This window comes from Alkalibacterium gilvum, from assembly GCF_900109085.1.
GTDB classification, from domain to species: domain Bacteria; phylum Bacillota; class Bacilli; order Lactobacillales; family Carnobacteriaceae_A; genus Alkalibacterium; species Alkalibacterium gilvum.
The window spans coordinates 1-14,537 of the sequence record NZ_FNYW01000023.1; the positions used below are offsets into that span (position 1 = coordinate 1).

General features: G+C 34.8%; 18 protein-coding genes and 1 pseudogene. 18 read left to right on the top strand and 1 reads right to left on the bottom strand.

The window, feature by feature from the left end; translation table 11 throughout:
- Positions 1 to 209, bottom strand: a pseudogene (locus BMX83_RS06585) (hypothetical protein); the annotation flags it as partial.
- Between the two features lie 365 nt (positions 210 to 574).
- On the opposite strand from BMX83_RS06585, the gene BMX83_RS06590 reads away from it, so the two are divergent.
- From BMX83_RS06590 to murD, 18 genes are all read left to right on the top strand, one after another.
- A complete protein-coding gene (locus tag BMX83_RS06590) occupies positions 575 to 829 on the top strand; it encodes a YkuJ family protein (RefSeq protein WP_091634999.1) in 255 nt (84 codons plus the stop codon).
- 87 nt (positions 830 to 916) lie between these two features.
- Positions 917 to 1,462, top strand: coding sequence for a YqeG family HAD IIIA-type phosphatase (locus tag BMX83_RS06595; protein WP_091635001.1), 546 nt, complete (start codon positions 917 to 919; stop codon positions 1,460 to 1,462).
- Positions 1,440 to 2,570 (top strand): ribosome biogenesis GTPase YqeH, encoded by a 1,131-nt coding sequence (yqeH, locus tag BMX83_RS06600; RefSeq protein ID WP_091635004.1) that lies wholly within the window; start codon positions 1,440 to 1,442, stop codon positions 2,568 to 2,570. The genes BMX83_RS06595 and yqeH overlap by 23 nt, the downstream gene beginning before the upstream one ends.
- A gap of 30 nt (positions 2,571 to 2,600) precedes the next feature.
- On the top strand, positions 2,601 to 2,921 hold the full coding sequence (gene yhbY / locus BMX83_RS06605) for a ribosome assembly RNA-binding protein YhbY (RefSeq protein WP_091635006.1): 321 nt from the start codon (positions 2,601 to 2,603) through the stop codon (positions 2,919 to 2,921).
- Between the two features lie 17 nt (positions 2,922 to 2,938).
- The gene (locus BMX83_RS06610; protein WP_245746643.1) at positions 2,939 to 3,577 is read left to right on the top strand and encodes a nicotinate-nucleotide adenylyltransferase; all 639 of its coding nucleotides are present in this window, start codon (positions 2,939 to 2,941) and stop codon (positions 3,575 to 3,577) included.
- Positions 3,570 to 4,172, top strand: a complete 603-nt coding sequence (gene yqeK, locus BMX83_RS06615) for a bis(5'-nucleosyl)-tetraphosphatase (symmetrical) YqeK (RefSeq protein ID WP_091635009.1) — start codon at positions 3,570 to 3,572, stop codon at positions 4,170 to 4,172. Before BMX83_RS06610 ends, yqeK begins: the two co-directional genes overlap by 8 nt.
- A 12-nt stretch (positions 4,173 to 4,184) precedes the next feature.
- Complete coding sequence (gene rsfS, locus BMX83_RS06620; RefSeq protein ID WP_091635011.1) at positions 4,185 to 4,541, top strand: ribosome silencing factor; 357 nt, start codon at positions 4,185 to 4,187, stop codon at positions 4,539 to 4,541.
- Positions 4,541 to 5,263: a class I SAM-dependent DNA methyltransferase gene (locus BMX83_RS06625; RefSeq protein WP_091635014.1), complete on the top strand. Its 723-nt coding sequence runs from the start codon at positions 4,541 to 4,543 to the stop codon at positions 5,261 to 5,263. The genes rsfS and BMX83_RS06625 overlap by 1 nt, the downstream gene beginning before the upstream one ends.
- Before the next feature lie 14 nt (positions 5,264 to 5,277).
- On the top strand, positions 5,278 to 6,465 hold the full coding sequence (locus tag BMX83_RS06630; RefSeq protein ID WP_091635016.1) for a nucleotidyltransferase: 1,188 nt from the start codon (positions 5,278 to 5,280) through the stop codon (positions 6,463 to 6,465).
- Positions 6,466 to 6,584: 119 nt separating this feature from the next.
- Positions 6,585 to 7,145, top strand: a complete 561-nt coding sequence (locus tag BMX83_RS06635; RefSeq protein ID WP_091635019.1) for a YceD family protein — start codon at positions 6,585 to 6,587, stop codon at positions 7,143 to 7,145.
- A gap of 40 nt (positions 7,146 to 7,185) precedes the next feature.
- Positions 7,186 to 7,365 carry a 50S ribosomal protein L32 gene (gene rpmF / locus BMX83_RS06640; RefSeq protein ID WP_091527771.1) on the top strand — a complete coding sequence of 60 codons (180 nt, stop codon included), beginning with the start codon at positions 7,186 to 7,188 and terminating at the stop codon, positions 7,363 to 7,365.
- A gap of 183 nt (positions 7,366 to 7,548) precedes the next feature.
- Positions 7,549 to 7,869 carry a DUF3397 family protein gene (locus tag BMX83_RS11195; RefSeq protein WP_425425839.1) on the top strand — a complete coding sequence of 107 codons (321 nt, stop codon included), beginning with the start codon at positions 7,549 to 7,551 and terminating at the stop codon, positions 7,867 to 7,869.
- Between the two features lie 178 nt (positions 7,870 to 8,047).
- On the top strand, positions 8,048 to 8,479 hold the full coding sequence (gene mraZ, locus BMX83_RS06650; RefSeq protein WP_091635025.1) for a division/cell wall cluster transcriptional repressor MraZ: 432 nt from the start codon (positions 8,048 to 8,050) through the stop codon (positions 8,477 to 8,479).
- 25 nt (positions 8,480 to 8,504) lie between these two features.
- Positions 8,505 to 9,458, top strand: coding sequence for a 16S rRNA (cytosine(1402)-N(4))-methyltransferase RsmH (gene rsmH, locus BMX83_RS06655; RefSeq protein WP_091635027.1), 954 nt, complete (start codon positions 8,505 to 8,507; stop codon positions 9,456 to 9,458).
- 39 nt (positions 9,459 to 9,497) lie between these two features.
- On the top strand, positions 9,498 to 9,884 hold the full coding sequence (gene ftsL / locus BMX83_RS06660) for a cell division protein FtsL (RefSeq protein ID WP_091635030.1): 387 nt from the start codon (positions 9,498 to 9,500) through the stop codon (positions 9,882 to 9,884).
- Positions 9,881 to 12,055: a penicillin-binding transpeptidase domain-containing protein gene (locus BMX83_RS06665; RefSeq protein ID WP_091635033.1), complete on the top strand. Its 2,175-nt coding sequence runs from the start codon at positions 9,881 to 9,883 to the stop codon at positions 12,053 to 12,055. Before ftsL ends, BMX83_RS06665 begins: the two co-directional genes overlap by 4 nt.
- A 25-nt stretch (positions 12,056 to 12,080) precedes the next feature.
- Positions 12,081 to 13,043 carry a phospho-N-acetylmuramoyl-pentapeptide-transferase gene (mraY, locus tag BMX83_RS06670; RefSeq protein WP_091635036.1) on the top strand — a complete coding sequence of 321 codons (963 nt, stop codon included), beginning with the start codon at positions 12,081 to 12,083 and terminating at the stop codon, positions 13,041 to 13,043.
- A 94-nt stretch (positions 13,044 to 13,137) separates the two neighbouring features.
- Complete coding sequence (gene murD, locus BMX83_RS06675) at positions 13,138 to 14,511, top strand: UDP-N-acetylmuramoyl-L-alanine--D-glutamate ligase (protein WP_091635039.1); 1,374 nt, start codon at positions 13,138 to 13,140, stop codon at positions 14,509 to 14,511.
- Positions 14,512 to 14,537 lie beyond the last annotated feature (26 nt).

Here is a 14,537-nt window from a genome sequence, read left to right on the forward strand (position 1 = left end):
ATTTTTGTACCGTTTTTAGTAATCGAGTGTTCCTCATTCATCGATCCGCAGTGATGACAAGCCTTCGGCTTGTATGTCAATGTAGCTTGATAAACTAAGTAGTTCGTCTCTTTTATCTTTTCTTCGGGACAAAGATAATTATTTACATCAAAAATAATGTTTTCATCTTTAATATTTAGTGAATTTCGTATAATATGAGAGTGGGTCATGTAGATTCTCCTTTGATTGGTTTTCGTCGACTTAATTATAAGGGAATCTACTGGCCTTTTTCTATTGATATACAAAAAAACGTGCCAGCGAGTTTTTAGAACTCACCAACACGATTAATTATAGAACCTTTCTTTTTAGGATCCTTTTTATTAGATATGTATTTAAATGAATTTTTGAAAAAGTTTCACATAGATTCTTTATGGCGAGTGTCTATTGTTTTAGTTGAGTGCGTCATATATATATTTGAAGATTAAGAGTTTTTTATTTTAAAACATTGTCTATTTGATGTGATTTTATCGTAATTTACATAAAAATCTGGTAAAATATGAAGGTGAAGAAACAAAAGGAGAGGAATGGTAAAAAAATGGAACCGTCCCAACTTATACCCATAATTAAAAGACTTGAGGCAATGCGCGAAGACCAAACAGGTGAATTACAGGTAAGACGCTTCGAGCGAAATGGCCAAGAAAAATGTATTGTACGTTATGATAATAAATCCAATATGTTTGAACTTGAAGATAGAATAAACAATCAGACCTACGAATTTGATAATATTGATTACGTAGCTGTAGAAATACTTGAGCTGATTCAGCCTGCACCAACATCTACTGAAAGGTAAGAAGTGCACAAAAGAAAGTGCTTTGTGTACTTTCTTTTTTTTAGGAAAACTTTTGCATTTAAAATGATTTTAGTAAGGAGTGATCGTATGTTTAATAGTTTTAAACCCACATGGATGGTTGAATCAATCTACCAGATAACACCTGAACAGTTGAAGAGTAAAAATATAAAAGCAGTCTTAACCGATTTAGATAATACACTTATCGCTTGGAATAACCCTGAAGCAACAGAGGAAACGATTGAATGGATCAAAACAATGAAACAAAATGATATTAAAGTGGTTATACTATCAAATAATTCAAGAAAAAGAGTAAAGAAAGTTGCAACGATACTTGATTTAGACTTTGTTCCTAACGCCATGAAGCCATTAACGATAGGGTTTAAAAAGGCAGTGAAGAAATACGCTTTTGACAAAGACGAATGGCTCATGGTTGGCGATCAGGTAATTACTGATATAAGAGGTGCAAATGAAACAGGATTAAAAACGGTCCTTGTAAAACCTATTTTAGATTCTGATGCATGGAATACTCGACTAAATAGATATATAGAGCTGAAGATAATGAAATATCTAATAAAAAAAGACCCCGAAATGAAATGGAGAGATACAATAGATGTCAGACGAATTACAGAATAATGATTTAAGCTGCATAGGATGTGGCGCTTTATTGCAATCAGAAGATAAACTAAAGTCAGGTTTTCTACCGGCTTCAGTTCTAAATAAGAAAAATTCAGAAGATCCTATTTATTGTAAACGTTGCTTCCGTCTTAGACATTATAACGAGGTACAGGATATAGAATTAAGCGATGATGACTTTTTGAACATGCTACACGAGTTAAGTGTAGAAGATGCTCTTATAGTCAACGTTGTAGATTTATTTGATTTCAGTGGGAGTATTATTTCTGGAATACAAAGATTTGCAGGGAATAATCCTATATTAATTGTTGCGAATAAAAGTGATTTGCTTCCGAAGTCTCTTCAAAATGGTAAGGTTCGTCAGTGGGTAACAGAGCAAGTACACAGTTATGGTATAAGACCTCAAAATGTCTACTTGACAAGTGCTCTAAGCAAAAAATCAGTAGAAGATTTTATGCAGAACCTGGATAAAGAGCGTCAAGGAAGAGATGTGTATGTTGTTGGAACGACAAACGTAGGAAAATCTACGTTGATTAACCAAATTATAAATATTGCTGCTGATACTGAAAATGTAATCACAACATCCTATTTCCCTGGGACCACATTGGGTAAAATTGAAATTCCATTGGATGATGATAAAATACTAGTAGACACACCTGGTATCATTCAAAAAAGTCAGCTGTCTCATTATCTAGATGCTAAAGATTTGAAGGTTGTAACACCAAGAAAAGAAGTGAAGCCAAAAACGTATCAATTGAATGATGATCAGACATTATTCTTTGGGGGGCTCGCACGTTTTGACTATGTGATGGGCGAAAGTAAAGAATCTTTCGTATGTTATGTATCTAATGAACTGTATACGCATCGAACGAAGACGGAAAAAGCGGATGAACTTTATGAGACTCAATTAGGCAAGTTGCTTACACCGCCAAATCTTGATTCAGCTAGCGAATTGCCTGCATTAAAGCGATACGAATTTAAAATAAAAGAGCCTTCTGATATAGTGTTCAGTGGCTTAGGATGGGTTTCAACAGACGCTTCAGATATTATTGTTGCTGGATGGGCTCCTGCAGGCGTGGACGTTACAATAAGAAAACAGCTTATTTAAAAAAGGAACTATTAAGAAAAGAGGATGAATATGAATTTTACAGGTAAACAAAAACGTTTTTTGAGATCAGAAGCAAACGGTTTATCACCTATTTTTCAAATAGGTAAAAATGGATTGACTGTTGACATGATAACGGAATTTCAAGACTCGATAGAAAATAAAGAATTAATGAAAGTTCAATTACTTCAAAATACAGACTGGACAGCCAGCGAAGCCGTTGCATTTATTGAAGAAAACTCAGATATAACAGTTGTACAAAAAGTAGGCAAAGTATTAGTGCTTTATAAAGCATCCGATAAGGAAAAATATCAGCGCTATTCATCTCGCATGCCTAAATCTAATCATTCATAAAAAGGAGAGAAGCAGCGTTGGTTAATAAAGTTACAAATGTTATGGAACCAGAAACTTTAACCGAGGTGTATGGGGCACTACCTAAAAGAAAAGTAGGCATTTTAGGTGGAACATTTAATCCACCGCATTTGGGACATTTGGTAATAGCAGAACAAGTGAAGGACCAACTTGATCTAGAAGAAATTCTATTTATACCAAGCGCAGAACCTCCACATAAAAAAGAAAAAAAGACAATTGATGGACAGCATCGCCTAACCATGCTGTCTGAAACAATTAAGAGCAACCAGGATTTTAAAATAGAAGAATTAGAGCTGAAGCGTGGAGGCAAAAGTTTCACACATGACACAGTTTATGAACTTAAAAATGCTAACCCTGATGTCGATTACTATTTTATAATTGGTGCGGATATGGTTCAAGATCTGAAAAATTGGTATAAAATCGAGGAACTATTAAGTATGGTTCAATTTGTTGCAGTGAATCGCCCAAGTTATAGTATGAATACTGGGTATCCTGTTATTGCAGTAGATGTTCCTAACATCGATATAAGTTCAACACTTATTCGCCAAAAAGTAAGTGATCAGTGCTCTATAAGATATTTAGTTTCTGAAGAGGTGGAGAAGTATATTGAAAGTGAAGGACTGTATAAAAATGAATGATACAGAAGTAGATTATCAGAATAATTATATCCGGTTAAACAGAAAAGAACTTATCAATATTATGAATGAATCTATGAGTTCTAGTAGATATCAGCATGTTTTAAGAGTTGAACAAACCGCTTTAAAACTTGCTGATAAATATGATATCGATAAGGAAAAAGTCAGTATTGCAGCTTTGGCTCATGACTATGCGAAAGAAAGACCTGATGCTGAAATGAGAGATCTCATAATTAGTGAAAACCTAGAATTAGATATGCTTCAATTTGGCAACAATATATGGCACGGTCCGTTGGGTGCTATGCTTATGAAAAATGAATTTGAGCTTGAGGACGAAGAGGTTTTAGAAGCAATCAAAGTGCATACTATCGGAGGTCCGATGATGGGGAGGATAGCTCAGGTTATCTATATAGCTGATTACATTGAGCCTAAACGCTCTCAAAAAGGAGTAGAAAAAGCGAGGGAACTTGCTGATTTGGATTTAGAAAAAGCCGTTACTTATATTACAGGGCAAACGCTAAAATATTTAGTTAAGAACAAAAAGAAAATATACCCTAAAGCTGTTGAGACATATAACACATGGGTAGCTAAAAATTAAGGAGAAAATAAAATGCAGAAATCACTTGATTTACTTGAACAAGTTGTAAAAGCAGCAGATTCTAAACAAGCAAATGATATTGTTGCTCTTGATATGAAAGAAGTTTCTTTATTAGCAGACTACTTTGTTATATTGCATGCTAATAACGAGAGGCAATTAAATGCTATTGCTCGAAATATTTTAGATGAAGCAGATGAACATGGGAATGAAATAAAGCGTATAGAGGGTAAAGACGAAGGAAAATGGATTCTTATTGACTTAGGTGACGTTATCATCCATTTATTTAATGAAGAAGAGCGTGAATTTTATAAATTAGAGCGTTTATGGTCCGATGCTGGACATGTAGATATTAGCAACTGGTTAGATTAATGGATTACAACTGGTTTGCGAAAGTTTATGATGATTTGATGGATGAAACATTATACCAGCAGTGGTTAAAGTATACTGAGGAACACATACCCAATGAAGAACAAATTTTGGAACTAGGTAGTGGGACAGGGATTTTAGGAATAAAATTAAAAGAAAAGGGTTATGATATATCCGGTCTAGATTTATCTGATGAAATGCTGAGCCTAGCGTTCAACAGACAAATGGAGTCAGGCGTTACATTTCCTTTGATTCAGGGGGATATGAAAAATTTAGCAGATTTACCCCTTTATTCCAATATTATCTGCTATAGTGACGCCCTTTGTTATATGAAGAATGAGAATGAGTTGTTATCGGTCTTCAAAGAAGTTTACAGCAAACTTGAAAAAGGTGGTATGTTTCTTTTTGATGTCCATTCAATTTATCAAATTTCAGAATTTTTAAGGACATCCTTTCATGCAGAGACAGATAATATTGTCTTTCTATGGGATAGCTTTGAAGGAGATCATCCGCACTCAGTGGAGCATCAATTATCATTTTTTGTGAACGATACTGAAAATAGATATGAACGCTATGAAGAAGTACACAAAGAACGAACTTATCCACTAGAAACCTATTCAAAGTTATTGAAAGAAGTAGGATTTTTAAATATAGAAATAAAAGCTGATTTTACAGAAGAAGTAACAGATGATAGCAAGCGCTGGTTCTTTGCATGTTCTAAATGATAAGGAGTTAGATAATGAAAATATGTGGCGTTGTAACAGAATACAATCCTTTCCACAATGGCCATTTATATCAGCTTGAAGAGGCGAAGAAAAAAACAGGAGCAGATGTAATGATCGTAGCCATGTCAGGGAATTTTCTTCAGCGGGGAGAACCGGCAATTATTGATAAATGGCAAAGAGCATCTGTGGCAATTCAACACGGTGCAGATATGGTTGTAGAAATCCCCTCAGCTTTCAGCGTGCAACCTGCAGATTTATTTGCAAAAGGCGCCATTAGCTTGTTAGTGAAACTTGGGATTGATGTCTTAAGTTTTGGGAGTGAAACAGGTGAGGGAAAAGATTTTAGCGAAGCTGCAAAAATATATCTTGAAAATGAAGAATTGATCAATAAAATCTTTCAAAAAAAACAAGCGCAAGAATTAACGTATGCTAAAAATATGAGCCAATTACTAAAAAAGTACTTTCCAGAAATTACACTTGATTTAACTCAACCCAATAATATGCTGGGATTTGCCTATGCTAAAGAATTACAAAAGAAAAGTGAGCCAATTAGCATTCAAACAATAAGAAGAAAAAACAGTCATTATCATGATCAAAAAGTAAAAGCTGATGATAGAATAGCAAGTGCCACTGCTATTAGAAAATTACTTTTGTCTTCTGATGAATGGTTATATAAAAAAAAGCTCCCTTTCCCCAAAGAGACACAGCTCTGTTTGCATCAGAGTAAGCTAGTTCATTGGGAAGATTTCTTTCCGTATTTAAAATACAAAATATTAACTGCCTCTCTAGAAGAATTAAATCAAATCTATCTAATGGAGGAAGGGCTTGAGTATAGGATTAAAGCTGTCATTAAAGAAGCTGAAAGCATGACGGATTTCTTAACAAGGCTCAAGACGAAACAACTTTCTTGGACGAGGTTACAACGTCTATGTTTCTACATTCTTCTTGATCAAAAAAAAGAAGAAGTTGAGGGTAGGTTGAAAAAAATAGATTACATTCGAGTTCTTGGTTTTAACAAAACAGGGCAGGCCTATCTTAGTAAAATGAAAAGACAAATTAAAACACCACTTATTACTAACGTTAATCAAAAAAATAGCACACTACTCTCTTATGATATCACTGTAGGTAATGTGTATAGGTTAGCGGACAGTTGTAAGATAAAAAGTCAAGATTTTAGAAGAAAGCCTATAAAAATTGATTGACATAACCTTTTTAAACTAGTATAATTATTTTTGTTGCTTAATTAAACAATTAAAAAAATCGTAATGTTTGTGCCTATAACATTATTTGACAAAGGACGCTTAGCACTGAGGTGAAGTCTATGAAGATAAAATGGGCATTAAATGAATTGAAAAAATATCAAGATTCTCCATTAACTATAGATGGTACTGTTGATTTAGAAAAGTCTTTGAAAGAACGAGATGATTCTATACTTTCAGCAAGTCCAGTTTCTTTAAAAGGAACAGTGTCAGTTGATGAGAAATCTGTATATTATGTTGATATGATGATTAATGTAACTGTTAAATTACCTTCTTCGCGCTCTTTAGAGCCTGTTGAAATGTTGATGACAGTACCTTTTTCAGAAGTTTACTTGGCAAATGATTCTTCAGTAAGTGTAGAACAATTTTCAGAAGGAGAATTGGTTGAACCTTTATCCACTGATACACTTGATCTTAAAAAACCGATAGAAGATGCTATATTAACAAGTAAGCCATCCCAAATCTTCACATCAAAAGAACTTGAGTCGGATGAAATGCCAAAAGGTAGCGATTGGGTTGTTTTACCTGAAGATAAACATAATAATGATATGTATTCATCTAGTGATGAAGGTGATCCGAGGTTTGCAGTACTCAAGGGTCTCTTCGAAGACAATAACGATTAATCGATAAAATCAGAAACCTTTTAAGGAGGTGTGTTGGAAAATGGCAGTACCTAAAAGAAGAACATCTACTAGCAGAAAAGCAAAAAGACGTACTCATATTAAATTGGATCTTCCAAACATGAGTGATTGTCCAAACTGTGGAGAAGTTAAACGTAATCATCACGTTTGCCCTTCATGCGGACATTACGCAGGTAAAGAAGTAATCAATAAAGAAGGATAATCTAATCATTCTTTAAAGCAAAGCAAAAAAGTGCTTATGACAAATGTTCATAAGTACTTTTTTGATTTTTATGTGATATAATCGTCATATAAATTATCGGATAATCGATTTTATTTGATAGGAAATGGAAGTGAGAGCGTGCACACGATTTCTGAACTATTCCCATTCGTTGGGTTTTATTCTGTGCCATTTATCATATTACTTTTTTCTGGATTTGTCAGCAAGCAATTTAAACGATTACGTCTTTCTATAAAATTAGTCGATCTTATTATCCCATATATGTTTTTGCTTCTGTTTATTATGAGCCATTTATATTTACCAATAAATCTTATTCCGTATATAGCTATTATTATTTCATTAATAGCTATCTCATTAGCTACTTACCTTGCCTTTTATAAAAAAGAGTTGAGTATTTATACGTTTATACGAATATGGTGGCGGATTGTATTTATTGTCTGTTTGGTCGCGTACATAGGAACTGGAATATGGGTGTTTTTTTTATAAAAAAGAGAGCGAGTAGTCGTCATAAAAACTTAATAAACACGTGTTCCCTAGCTGTTTATCTATACAGCTAGGTTTTTTTTATTTTAAATACAAAAATCATCTTTTTATTATTAATAATGTGGTGAAAAGTGGGGAATTGTGGTAGACTTTTACATATAAGTGGGAGGAGGGGATAAAGTTGTTACTAGGTGAACATAAGCATTCTATTGATACTAAAGGACGACTGATTATCCCTTCAAAATTTAGAGACGATTTAGGTAGCAACTTTATTGTTACAAGAGGACTAGATGGTTGTCTCTTCGGATACCCTATGGAAGAGTGGAAGCAACTTGAAGCAAAACTAAAACAGCTGCCACTCGCTAAAAAAGAAACGAGAGCGTTTACACGCTTTCTTTATTCAGCCGCGACTGAATGCTCTTTGGATAAACAAGGGCGCATTAATTTGCCCAACACATTAATAAAACACGCATCCTTAAATAAAGCATGTTTTGTTATAGGCGTCTCTGATCGAATAGAAATATGGAGCGAAGAGCGATGGACATCATTCGCAGAAGAAGCAAATGAATCTTTTGAAGATATAGCTGAAGAAATGATTGACTTTGGTTTATAAACACAGGGAACAGAGGAGTAGCAAAATGTCGGAATTTAAACACGAAACAGTACTATTAAATGAAACGGTGGATGGTCTTGATGTAAAGCCTGATGGTATTTATGTAGACTGTACCTTGGGGGGAGCAGGACATACGACACTTCTTTTGAGTAAGCTTAGTTCCAAAGGTCGTGTATATGCCTTTGATCAAGATATGACCGCTATAGAAAGTGCACGTGATCAACTTTCAGATGAAATAGAGAGCGGAAAACTCATATTTATTCATGATAATTTTAAAAATTTAAAAGAAGCGCTTCTATCTAGAAATGTATTGAAAGTAGACGGAGTTCTTTATGATTTGGGGGTTTCTTCACCACAGCTTGATGTAACAGAACGTGGCTTTAGTTATCATAAAGATGCACGTTTAGATATGAGAATGAATCAAGATCAAGAACTTACTGCACATTATATTGTCAATCATTGGGATTATAGTAGTTTAGTGCGCATATTTTTTAGATACGGAGAAGAAAAGTTCTCCAAGCAGATTGCTCGAAAAATAGAGAGTGCCCGTAATGAACAAACGATAGATACAACACATGAACTAGTAGATATTATAAAAGATGCAATACCCGCACCCGCAAGAAGAAAAGGGGGGCATCCTGCTAAACGAGTTTTTCAGGCATTACGCATAGCAGTCAACGATGAACTGGGAGCTCTAGAAAGCTCACTCGAACAAGCCGTTGATATTATAAACGTTGATGGAAGAATAAGTGCAATTACCTTTCATTCTTTAGAAGATCGTATTGTTAAACAACTATATAAAGGTTATTCACAATTACCTGATTTACCTCGGGGGCTACCGATTGTTCCGGATCACAAACAACCTATATTGAAAATGGTCAATAAAAAGCCCATACTTCCTAGCGACGAAGAGTTGACAAATAACAATCGCTCTCGTAGTGCTAAACTTAGAATTGCAAAAAAACAGAGAGAAAAATAATACTTATTCGATTTACTTGTAGAAAGGGGACTGTTACCTATGATGAATGATAACTTAGCTAGGGAATTAACTGACCAAGCACAACAAACGCCATACCGACAAGCAGAACCAAATCAGAAGCAAGAAAAAAACATCCGAAAAAAATTATATAAAAAAGGGTTAACTCGAATGGAGTTGATCGTAAGCAGTCTACTTATGTCTATTCTTTTCCTTATGGCTGCAGGACACATTTCGTTATCTATGCAAGTCTCTACAATGAATAGAAGTATACAGGACATAAAAGCAGAGGCATCTATGGTACAAGTTGAAAATACTAATTATGAGCAGAACGTTCAAGAATTATCTCGATATGACCGTGTCTATTCAATTGCCAAAGAAAATAATCTTGAAATGAATGAAAATCAAATCAGGAATGTTTTTGAATGAAACAGATAAAAAAGAAATTAAAAGAATCGAATCCCTTTCGTAATAGAAAATATATAGCGATTGTGCTGTATATTTTTTGTTTTATTTTATTTTTTAGTATCTTTTCGCGTTTTGCATGGATAATGGTTAAAGGTGAAGTCAATGGAGAAAATTTAGTATCAAACGTACACAACCTTTATACAAGGAACAATATACTACAAGCTAACCGTGGGACTATATATGACTCTGCTGGGAATCCAATTGCAATGGATTCAAATACGTATAAAATGATAGCCGTGTTGACGAATGAATGGTCAACATCAGAAAATCCTATTCATATTCAAGAACCAGAGGCAGTAGCCCAAATTTTAACAAAACATTTATCGATGAGTGAAAAGGAATTGGTAGAACGACTGACTCAGGAAAATAGTCAAGTTGAATTTGGAAGTGCTGGGAAAAACTTAACGTATGAAACAGTGAGCGCAATTGAAGAGGAACTTGAGGAAGAAGAACTAACTGGAATAACATTTGAAGAGAAAAAAAGTAGGCTTTATCCAAACGGAATATTTGCTTCACATACTATAGGCCTGGCTCAAAGTGACATGGAAAACCAAGAGGACCAAACGCTTCATGGAGTTCTTGGGCTAGAAAAAGAATTTGATGATAGTTTAAGTGGAAAAGATGGATGGATTGAATATCAAAGAGATAGGTTTGGATATGTAATCCCTGATCAAGAAATTAAAGAAGTGGAGCCTACAAACGGGAAAGATATTCAGCTAACGCTAGATAGAAGGATGCAAATATATCTGGAAAGTATTGTGGAAGAAGTCAATGAGCAACATGAGCCAGAGGTTTTAACTGCGACATTGATGCACGCAAAGACCGGGGAAATACTTGCAACCACACAACGTCCAACGTTTAATGGTACCACGAAAGAAGGAATAGACCAGACCTGGCAAAATTATCTTACAGAGTATACATTTGATCCAGGATCTACACTTAAAGCGATGACATTAGCTTCAGCAGTCGAGGAGGGCGTTTTTAATCCTAACGATTATTATAAATCGGGTAAAATACAAGTTGGTGGAGGGACTGTCCATGATGTTAAGCCTGAAGGATGGGGAACGATATCATACTTAGAAGGGGTTGCTCGCTCGAGTAACGTAGCTTTTGTTCATCAAGTGCAAAAGATGGGGTTAGATACTTGGAAAGAACACTTAGATAGTTATGGATTTGGCCAACCAACGGGTATATCACTGCCCAATGAGTATGCTGGATCCAATCCATATAGCAGTGTTCTTCAACAGGTGAATACCTCTTTCGGCCAAGGCATTTCTGTGACACCAGTACAAATGTTACAAGCATTTTCTGCCCTAACAAATAAGGGGAAAATGGTACAACCCCACTTAGTCAAAGCAATTAGTAATGGTGAAAATGAGCAAAAAGAGAGTTTTGATTCAGCAGAAATCCCTACTCTTTTGTCGGAGAAAGCAGCTGACCAGACTCTTGACTATTTAACCGAAACAGTGAATAGTGAAGTAGGTACAGCAAGAGGGTATGCCATAGATGGATTTGAAATAGCAGCAAAAACAGGAACAGCTCAAATTGTAGGTGAAGATGGTAGCTATCTAACAGGTAATTCTAATTATGTCTATTCTGTTGTAGGCATGGGACCAGTTGAAGACCCTGAACTCATATTTTACGTAACCGTACAAAAGCCAAAGTTAAATGGCGTTGGTCACGGAAGCCATGTTGTTCAAAAAATATTTAATCCAGTGATGAAACGTGCACTTGAGTATTATTCATCTGAAGATTTAAAAAGTGAATTTGAATTAACTTATGAAAATATGGATAATTTAATACAAAAGAATACCCAAGAAGTGATAAATGATGAAAAAATGAATGGAAAAAATGTTAGTATAATAGGTACTGGTGATAAAATAGTACAACAATACCCACTTGCTAATTCAGAAATAAATAATTCTGATAGAATAATCTTAATGACCAATGGGGCAATGACATTACCCGATTTAACGGGATGGTCTAGAGGTGATGTTATTAAACTGTCAGAGTTAACAGGTGTTGATGTTAGTTTTTCAGGCGAAGGATTTGTTGAATCGCAAAATGTTAGTCCAAACTCTTTTATAGAAAGTGAAACAAAGATAACAGTGACTTTATCAGCAAACGAATAAATAGGATTTATGAAAGGAAATAACTGTGCAAATTATTCAATTACTTTATCCATTTCTCTTAAGTGGATTAATCGTTACAGGTCTAACACCTGTATTTATTAAAATATTTAGAAAAAAACAATTAGGTCAAACCACAAGAGGAGAAGGGCCATCATGGCATGAAGTGAAATCAGGGACTCCTACAATGGGGGGCATATCTATATTGATTGCTGCGTCCCTTGTATCATTACTCTTTAGTGCGGTATTCCCCGTCAATTTCAAACTCATTCTATTGCTAATATTTATATTGTTAGTTTATGGGAGTATTGGCTTCATTGATGATTACATTAAAGTTATGCTGAAACGCAACCTCGGTTTAACAAGCCTACAAAAATTAATTGGTCAAATTGTAGCAGCAGTACTTTTCTATCTAGGTGTATCACAAATATTAGGTATAGATAGTATCGCGCTACCCTTTGGAGTGAATATAAATCTAGGTGTTTTTTACGTTGTTTTTATACTCTTTTGGTTGGTTGGATTTTCTAATGCCACAAACTTGACAGATGGACTAGATGGTCTGCTTACAACAACTGCTTTTATAGCGTATTTTAGCTATACGATTATAGCAGTTATCCAAGAACGATATGATGTTGCTATTTTCACCAGTGCTATTTTAGGCGCATTAGCAGGTTTTTTCCTGTTTAATAGAAAGCCAGCAAAAATATTCATGGGAGATGTTGGGTCCCTTGCGTTAGGTGCAGGATTAGCAGGGGTGTCAATTATTTTAAATCAAGCGTGGACATTATTATTGATAGGAATTATATTTGTTATGGAAACAGCTAGTGTAATGATTCAGGTCACTTCTTTTAAGTTGACGGGTAAACGGGTGTTCAAGATGAGTCCTATCCACCATCATTTTGAAATGATTGGATGGGGCGAATGGAAAATAGTTATTATTTTCTCATTCATTACCCTGATTGCTTCGATGGTGACATTGTTTGTTTTATAACAGGATTAAAAAGCTGGTGGTAGTTTTTCTACTTCCAGTTTTTTCACATTCACTGTACAATCAAACATAGAACAGTTAAAAAGAGGGATCTAATATGGAAAATGTAGAATATTTCAAAGATAAAAACGTTCTAGTTCTGGGACTTGCCGTCTCAGGATATAATGCTGCTTTACTGCTTAATCGTCTAGGATCTAATGTAGTTGTTAACGATTTTAAAGATTTAAGTGCTAATCCAGAGGCCCAAGACTTAGAAGATAAAGGAATAAAGGTTATATCTGGTGGGCATCCTTTAGAGATTCTGAAGAAACCACTAGATTTCATTGTTAAAAATCCGGGCATTCCTTATTCTAATCCACTCTTGAAAAGAGCATTAGAGAAAAAAATCAAAATTATTACAGAAGTTGAACTGGCATATAGAATATCTGAAAGCCCAATCATCGCAATTACTGGTACGAATGGAAAAACAACGACAACAATGATGTGTGAAGCATTATTAAATGAAAATCGGCTGAATGGTGAAGCGTATGCAGTAGGGAATATAGGAATCCCTGCTAGTCTAGTCGCGCAAAATAGTTCCAAGAAAGATGATTTGGTATTAGAGATTTCAAGTTTTCAATTAATGGGAATAGATAAATTTCATCCAATGATTGCCGTTATTACTAATATATATTCAGCTCACTTGGATTATCACAATAGTCGAGAAGAATATGTAAAAGCAAAAATGGCTATTACAAAAAATCAAAAAGAATCAGATTATATTATTTTTAACCAAGATCAAGAGGAACTTGTGCAGCTAGTAAGAACTGAATCCAAGGCGAAACCCATACCTTTTTCAAGAAAGACAGAATTGAAATATGGTGCGTGTATAAAGAATGGGATGATAGTATTTAATGGTGAAGAGGTTATGCCGACTGACCATGTGCTCATTCCAGGCGAACATAATTTAGAAAATGCCTTAGCTGCTATTGTGGTAGCAAAAATTAAGGGAGTATCAAATAATAATATTAAACACGCCTTTTATAAATTTAAAGGAGTAAAACATCGGATGCAGCATGTCGAGACGCTTGATGGGCGAGCATTTTATAATGATTCAAAAGCTACGAACTCACTGGCAACAATTAATGCTTTAGAGAGCTTTTCTAAGCCTGTTATTCTTATTGCGGGTGGCTTAGACAGAGAAGAATCACATGAAGATTTGATTCCAGTATTGAAAAAAAATGTAAAAACACTCGTTACTTTTGGTGAAACAAAGAACCAATTAGCTGAGGTTGCTAAGAAAGCGAATATTGATACTGTAATCGTTAAAGAAACAGTATCTGATGCAACCCAAGCTGGATTTAAGAACAGTCAAGAGGGAGATATTATATTACTCTCACCTGCTTGTGCTAGTTGGGATCAATATAATAACTTTGAAGAACGTGGCGATGATTTCATAGAAACTGTTAAAGGACTTGGTCTTTCAATATAAAAGGAGGAAGCACGCTGGTGCAAATA

Excerpts from the sequence above, each read along its gene's own strand:
- BMX83_RS06590 (WP_091634999.1), top strand. The coding sequence starts at position 575 with ATGGAACCGTCCCAACTTATACCCATAATTAAAAGACTTGAGGCAATG.
- BMX83_RS06595 (WP_091635001.1), top strand. The coding sequence starts at position 917 with ATGTTTAATAGTTTTAAACCCACATGGATGGTTGAATCAATCTACCAG.
- yqeH (WP_091635004.1), top strand. The coding sequence starts at position 1,440 with ATGTCAGACGAATTACAGAATAATGATTTAAGCTGCATAGGATGTGGC.
- yhbY (WP_091635006.1), top strand. The coding sequence starts at position 2,601 with ATGAATTTTACAGGTAAACAAAAACGTTTTTTGAGATCAGAAGCAAAC.
- yqeK (WP_091635009.1), top strand. The coding sequence starts at position 3,570 with ATGAATGATACAGAAGTAGATTATCAGAATAATTATATCCGGTTAAAC.
- rsfS (WP_091635011.1), top strand. The coding sequence starts at position 4,185 with ATGCAGAAATCACTTGATTTACTTGAACAAGTTGTAAAAGCAGCAGAT.
- BMX83_RS06625 (WP_091635014.1), top strand. The coding sequence starts at position 4,541 with ATGGATTACAACTGGTTTGCGAAAGTTTATGATGATTTGATGGATGAA.
- BMX83_RS06630 (WP_091635016.1), top strand. The coding sequence starts at position 5,278 with ATGAAAATATGTGGCGTTGTAACAGAATACAATCCTTTCCACAATGGC.
- BMX83_RS06635 (WP_091635019.1), top strand. The coding sequence starts at position 6,585 with ATGAAGATAAAATGGGCATTAAATGAATTGAAAAAATATCAAGATTCT.
- rpmF (WP_091527771.1), top strand. The coding sequence starts at position 7,186 with ATGGCAGTACCTAAAAGAAGAACATCTACTAGCAGAAAAGCAAAAAGA.
- rsmH (WP_091635027.1), top strand. The coding sequence starts at position 8,505 with ATGTCGGAATTTAAACACGAAACAGTACTATTAAATGAAACGGTGGAT.
- ftsL (WP_091635030.1), top strand. The coding sequence starts at position 9,498 with ATGATGAATGATAACTTAGCTAGGGAATTAACTGACCAAGCACAACAA.
- BMX83_RS06665 (WP_091635033.1), top strand. The coding sequence starts at position 9,881 with ATGAAACAGATAAAAAAGAAATTAAAAGAATCGAATCCCTTTCGTAAT.
- murD (WP_091635039.1), top strand. The coding sequence starts at position 13,138 with ATGGAAAATGTAGAATATTTCAAAGATAAAAACGTTCTAGTTCTGGGA.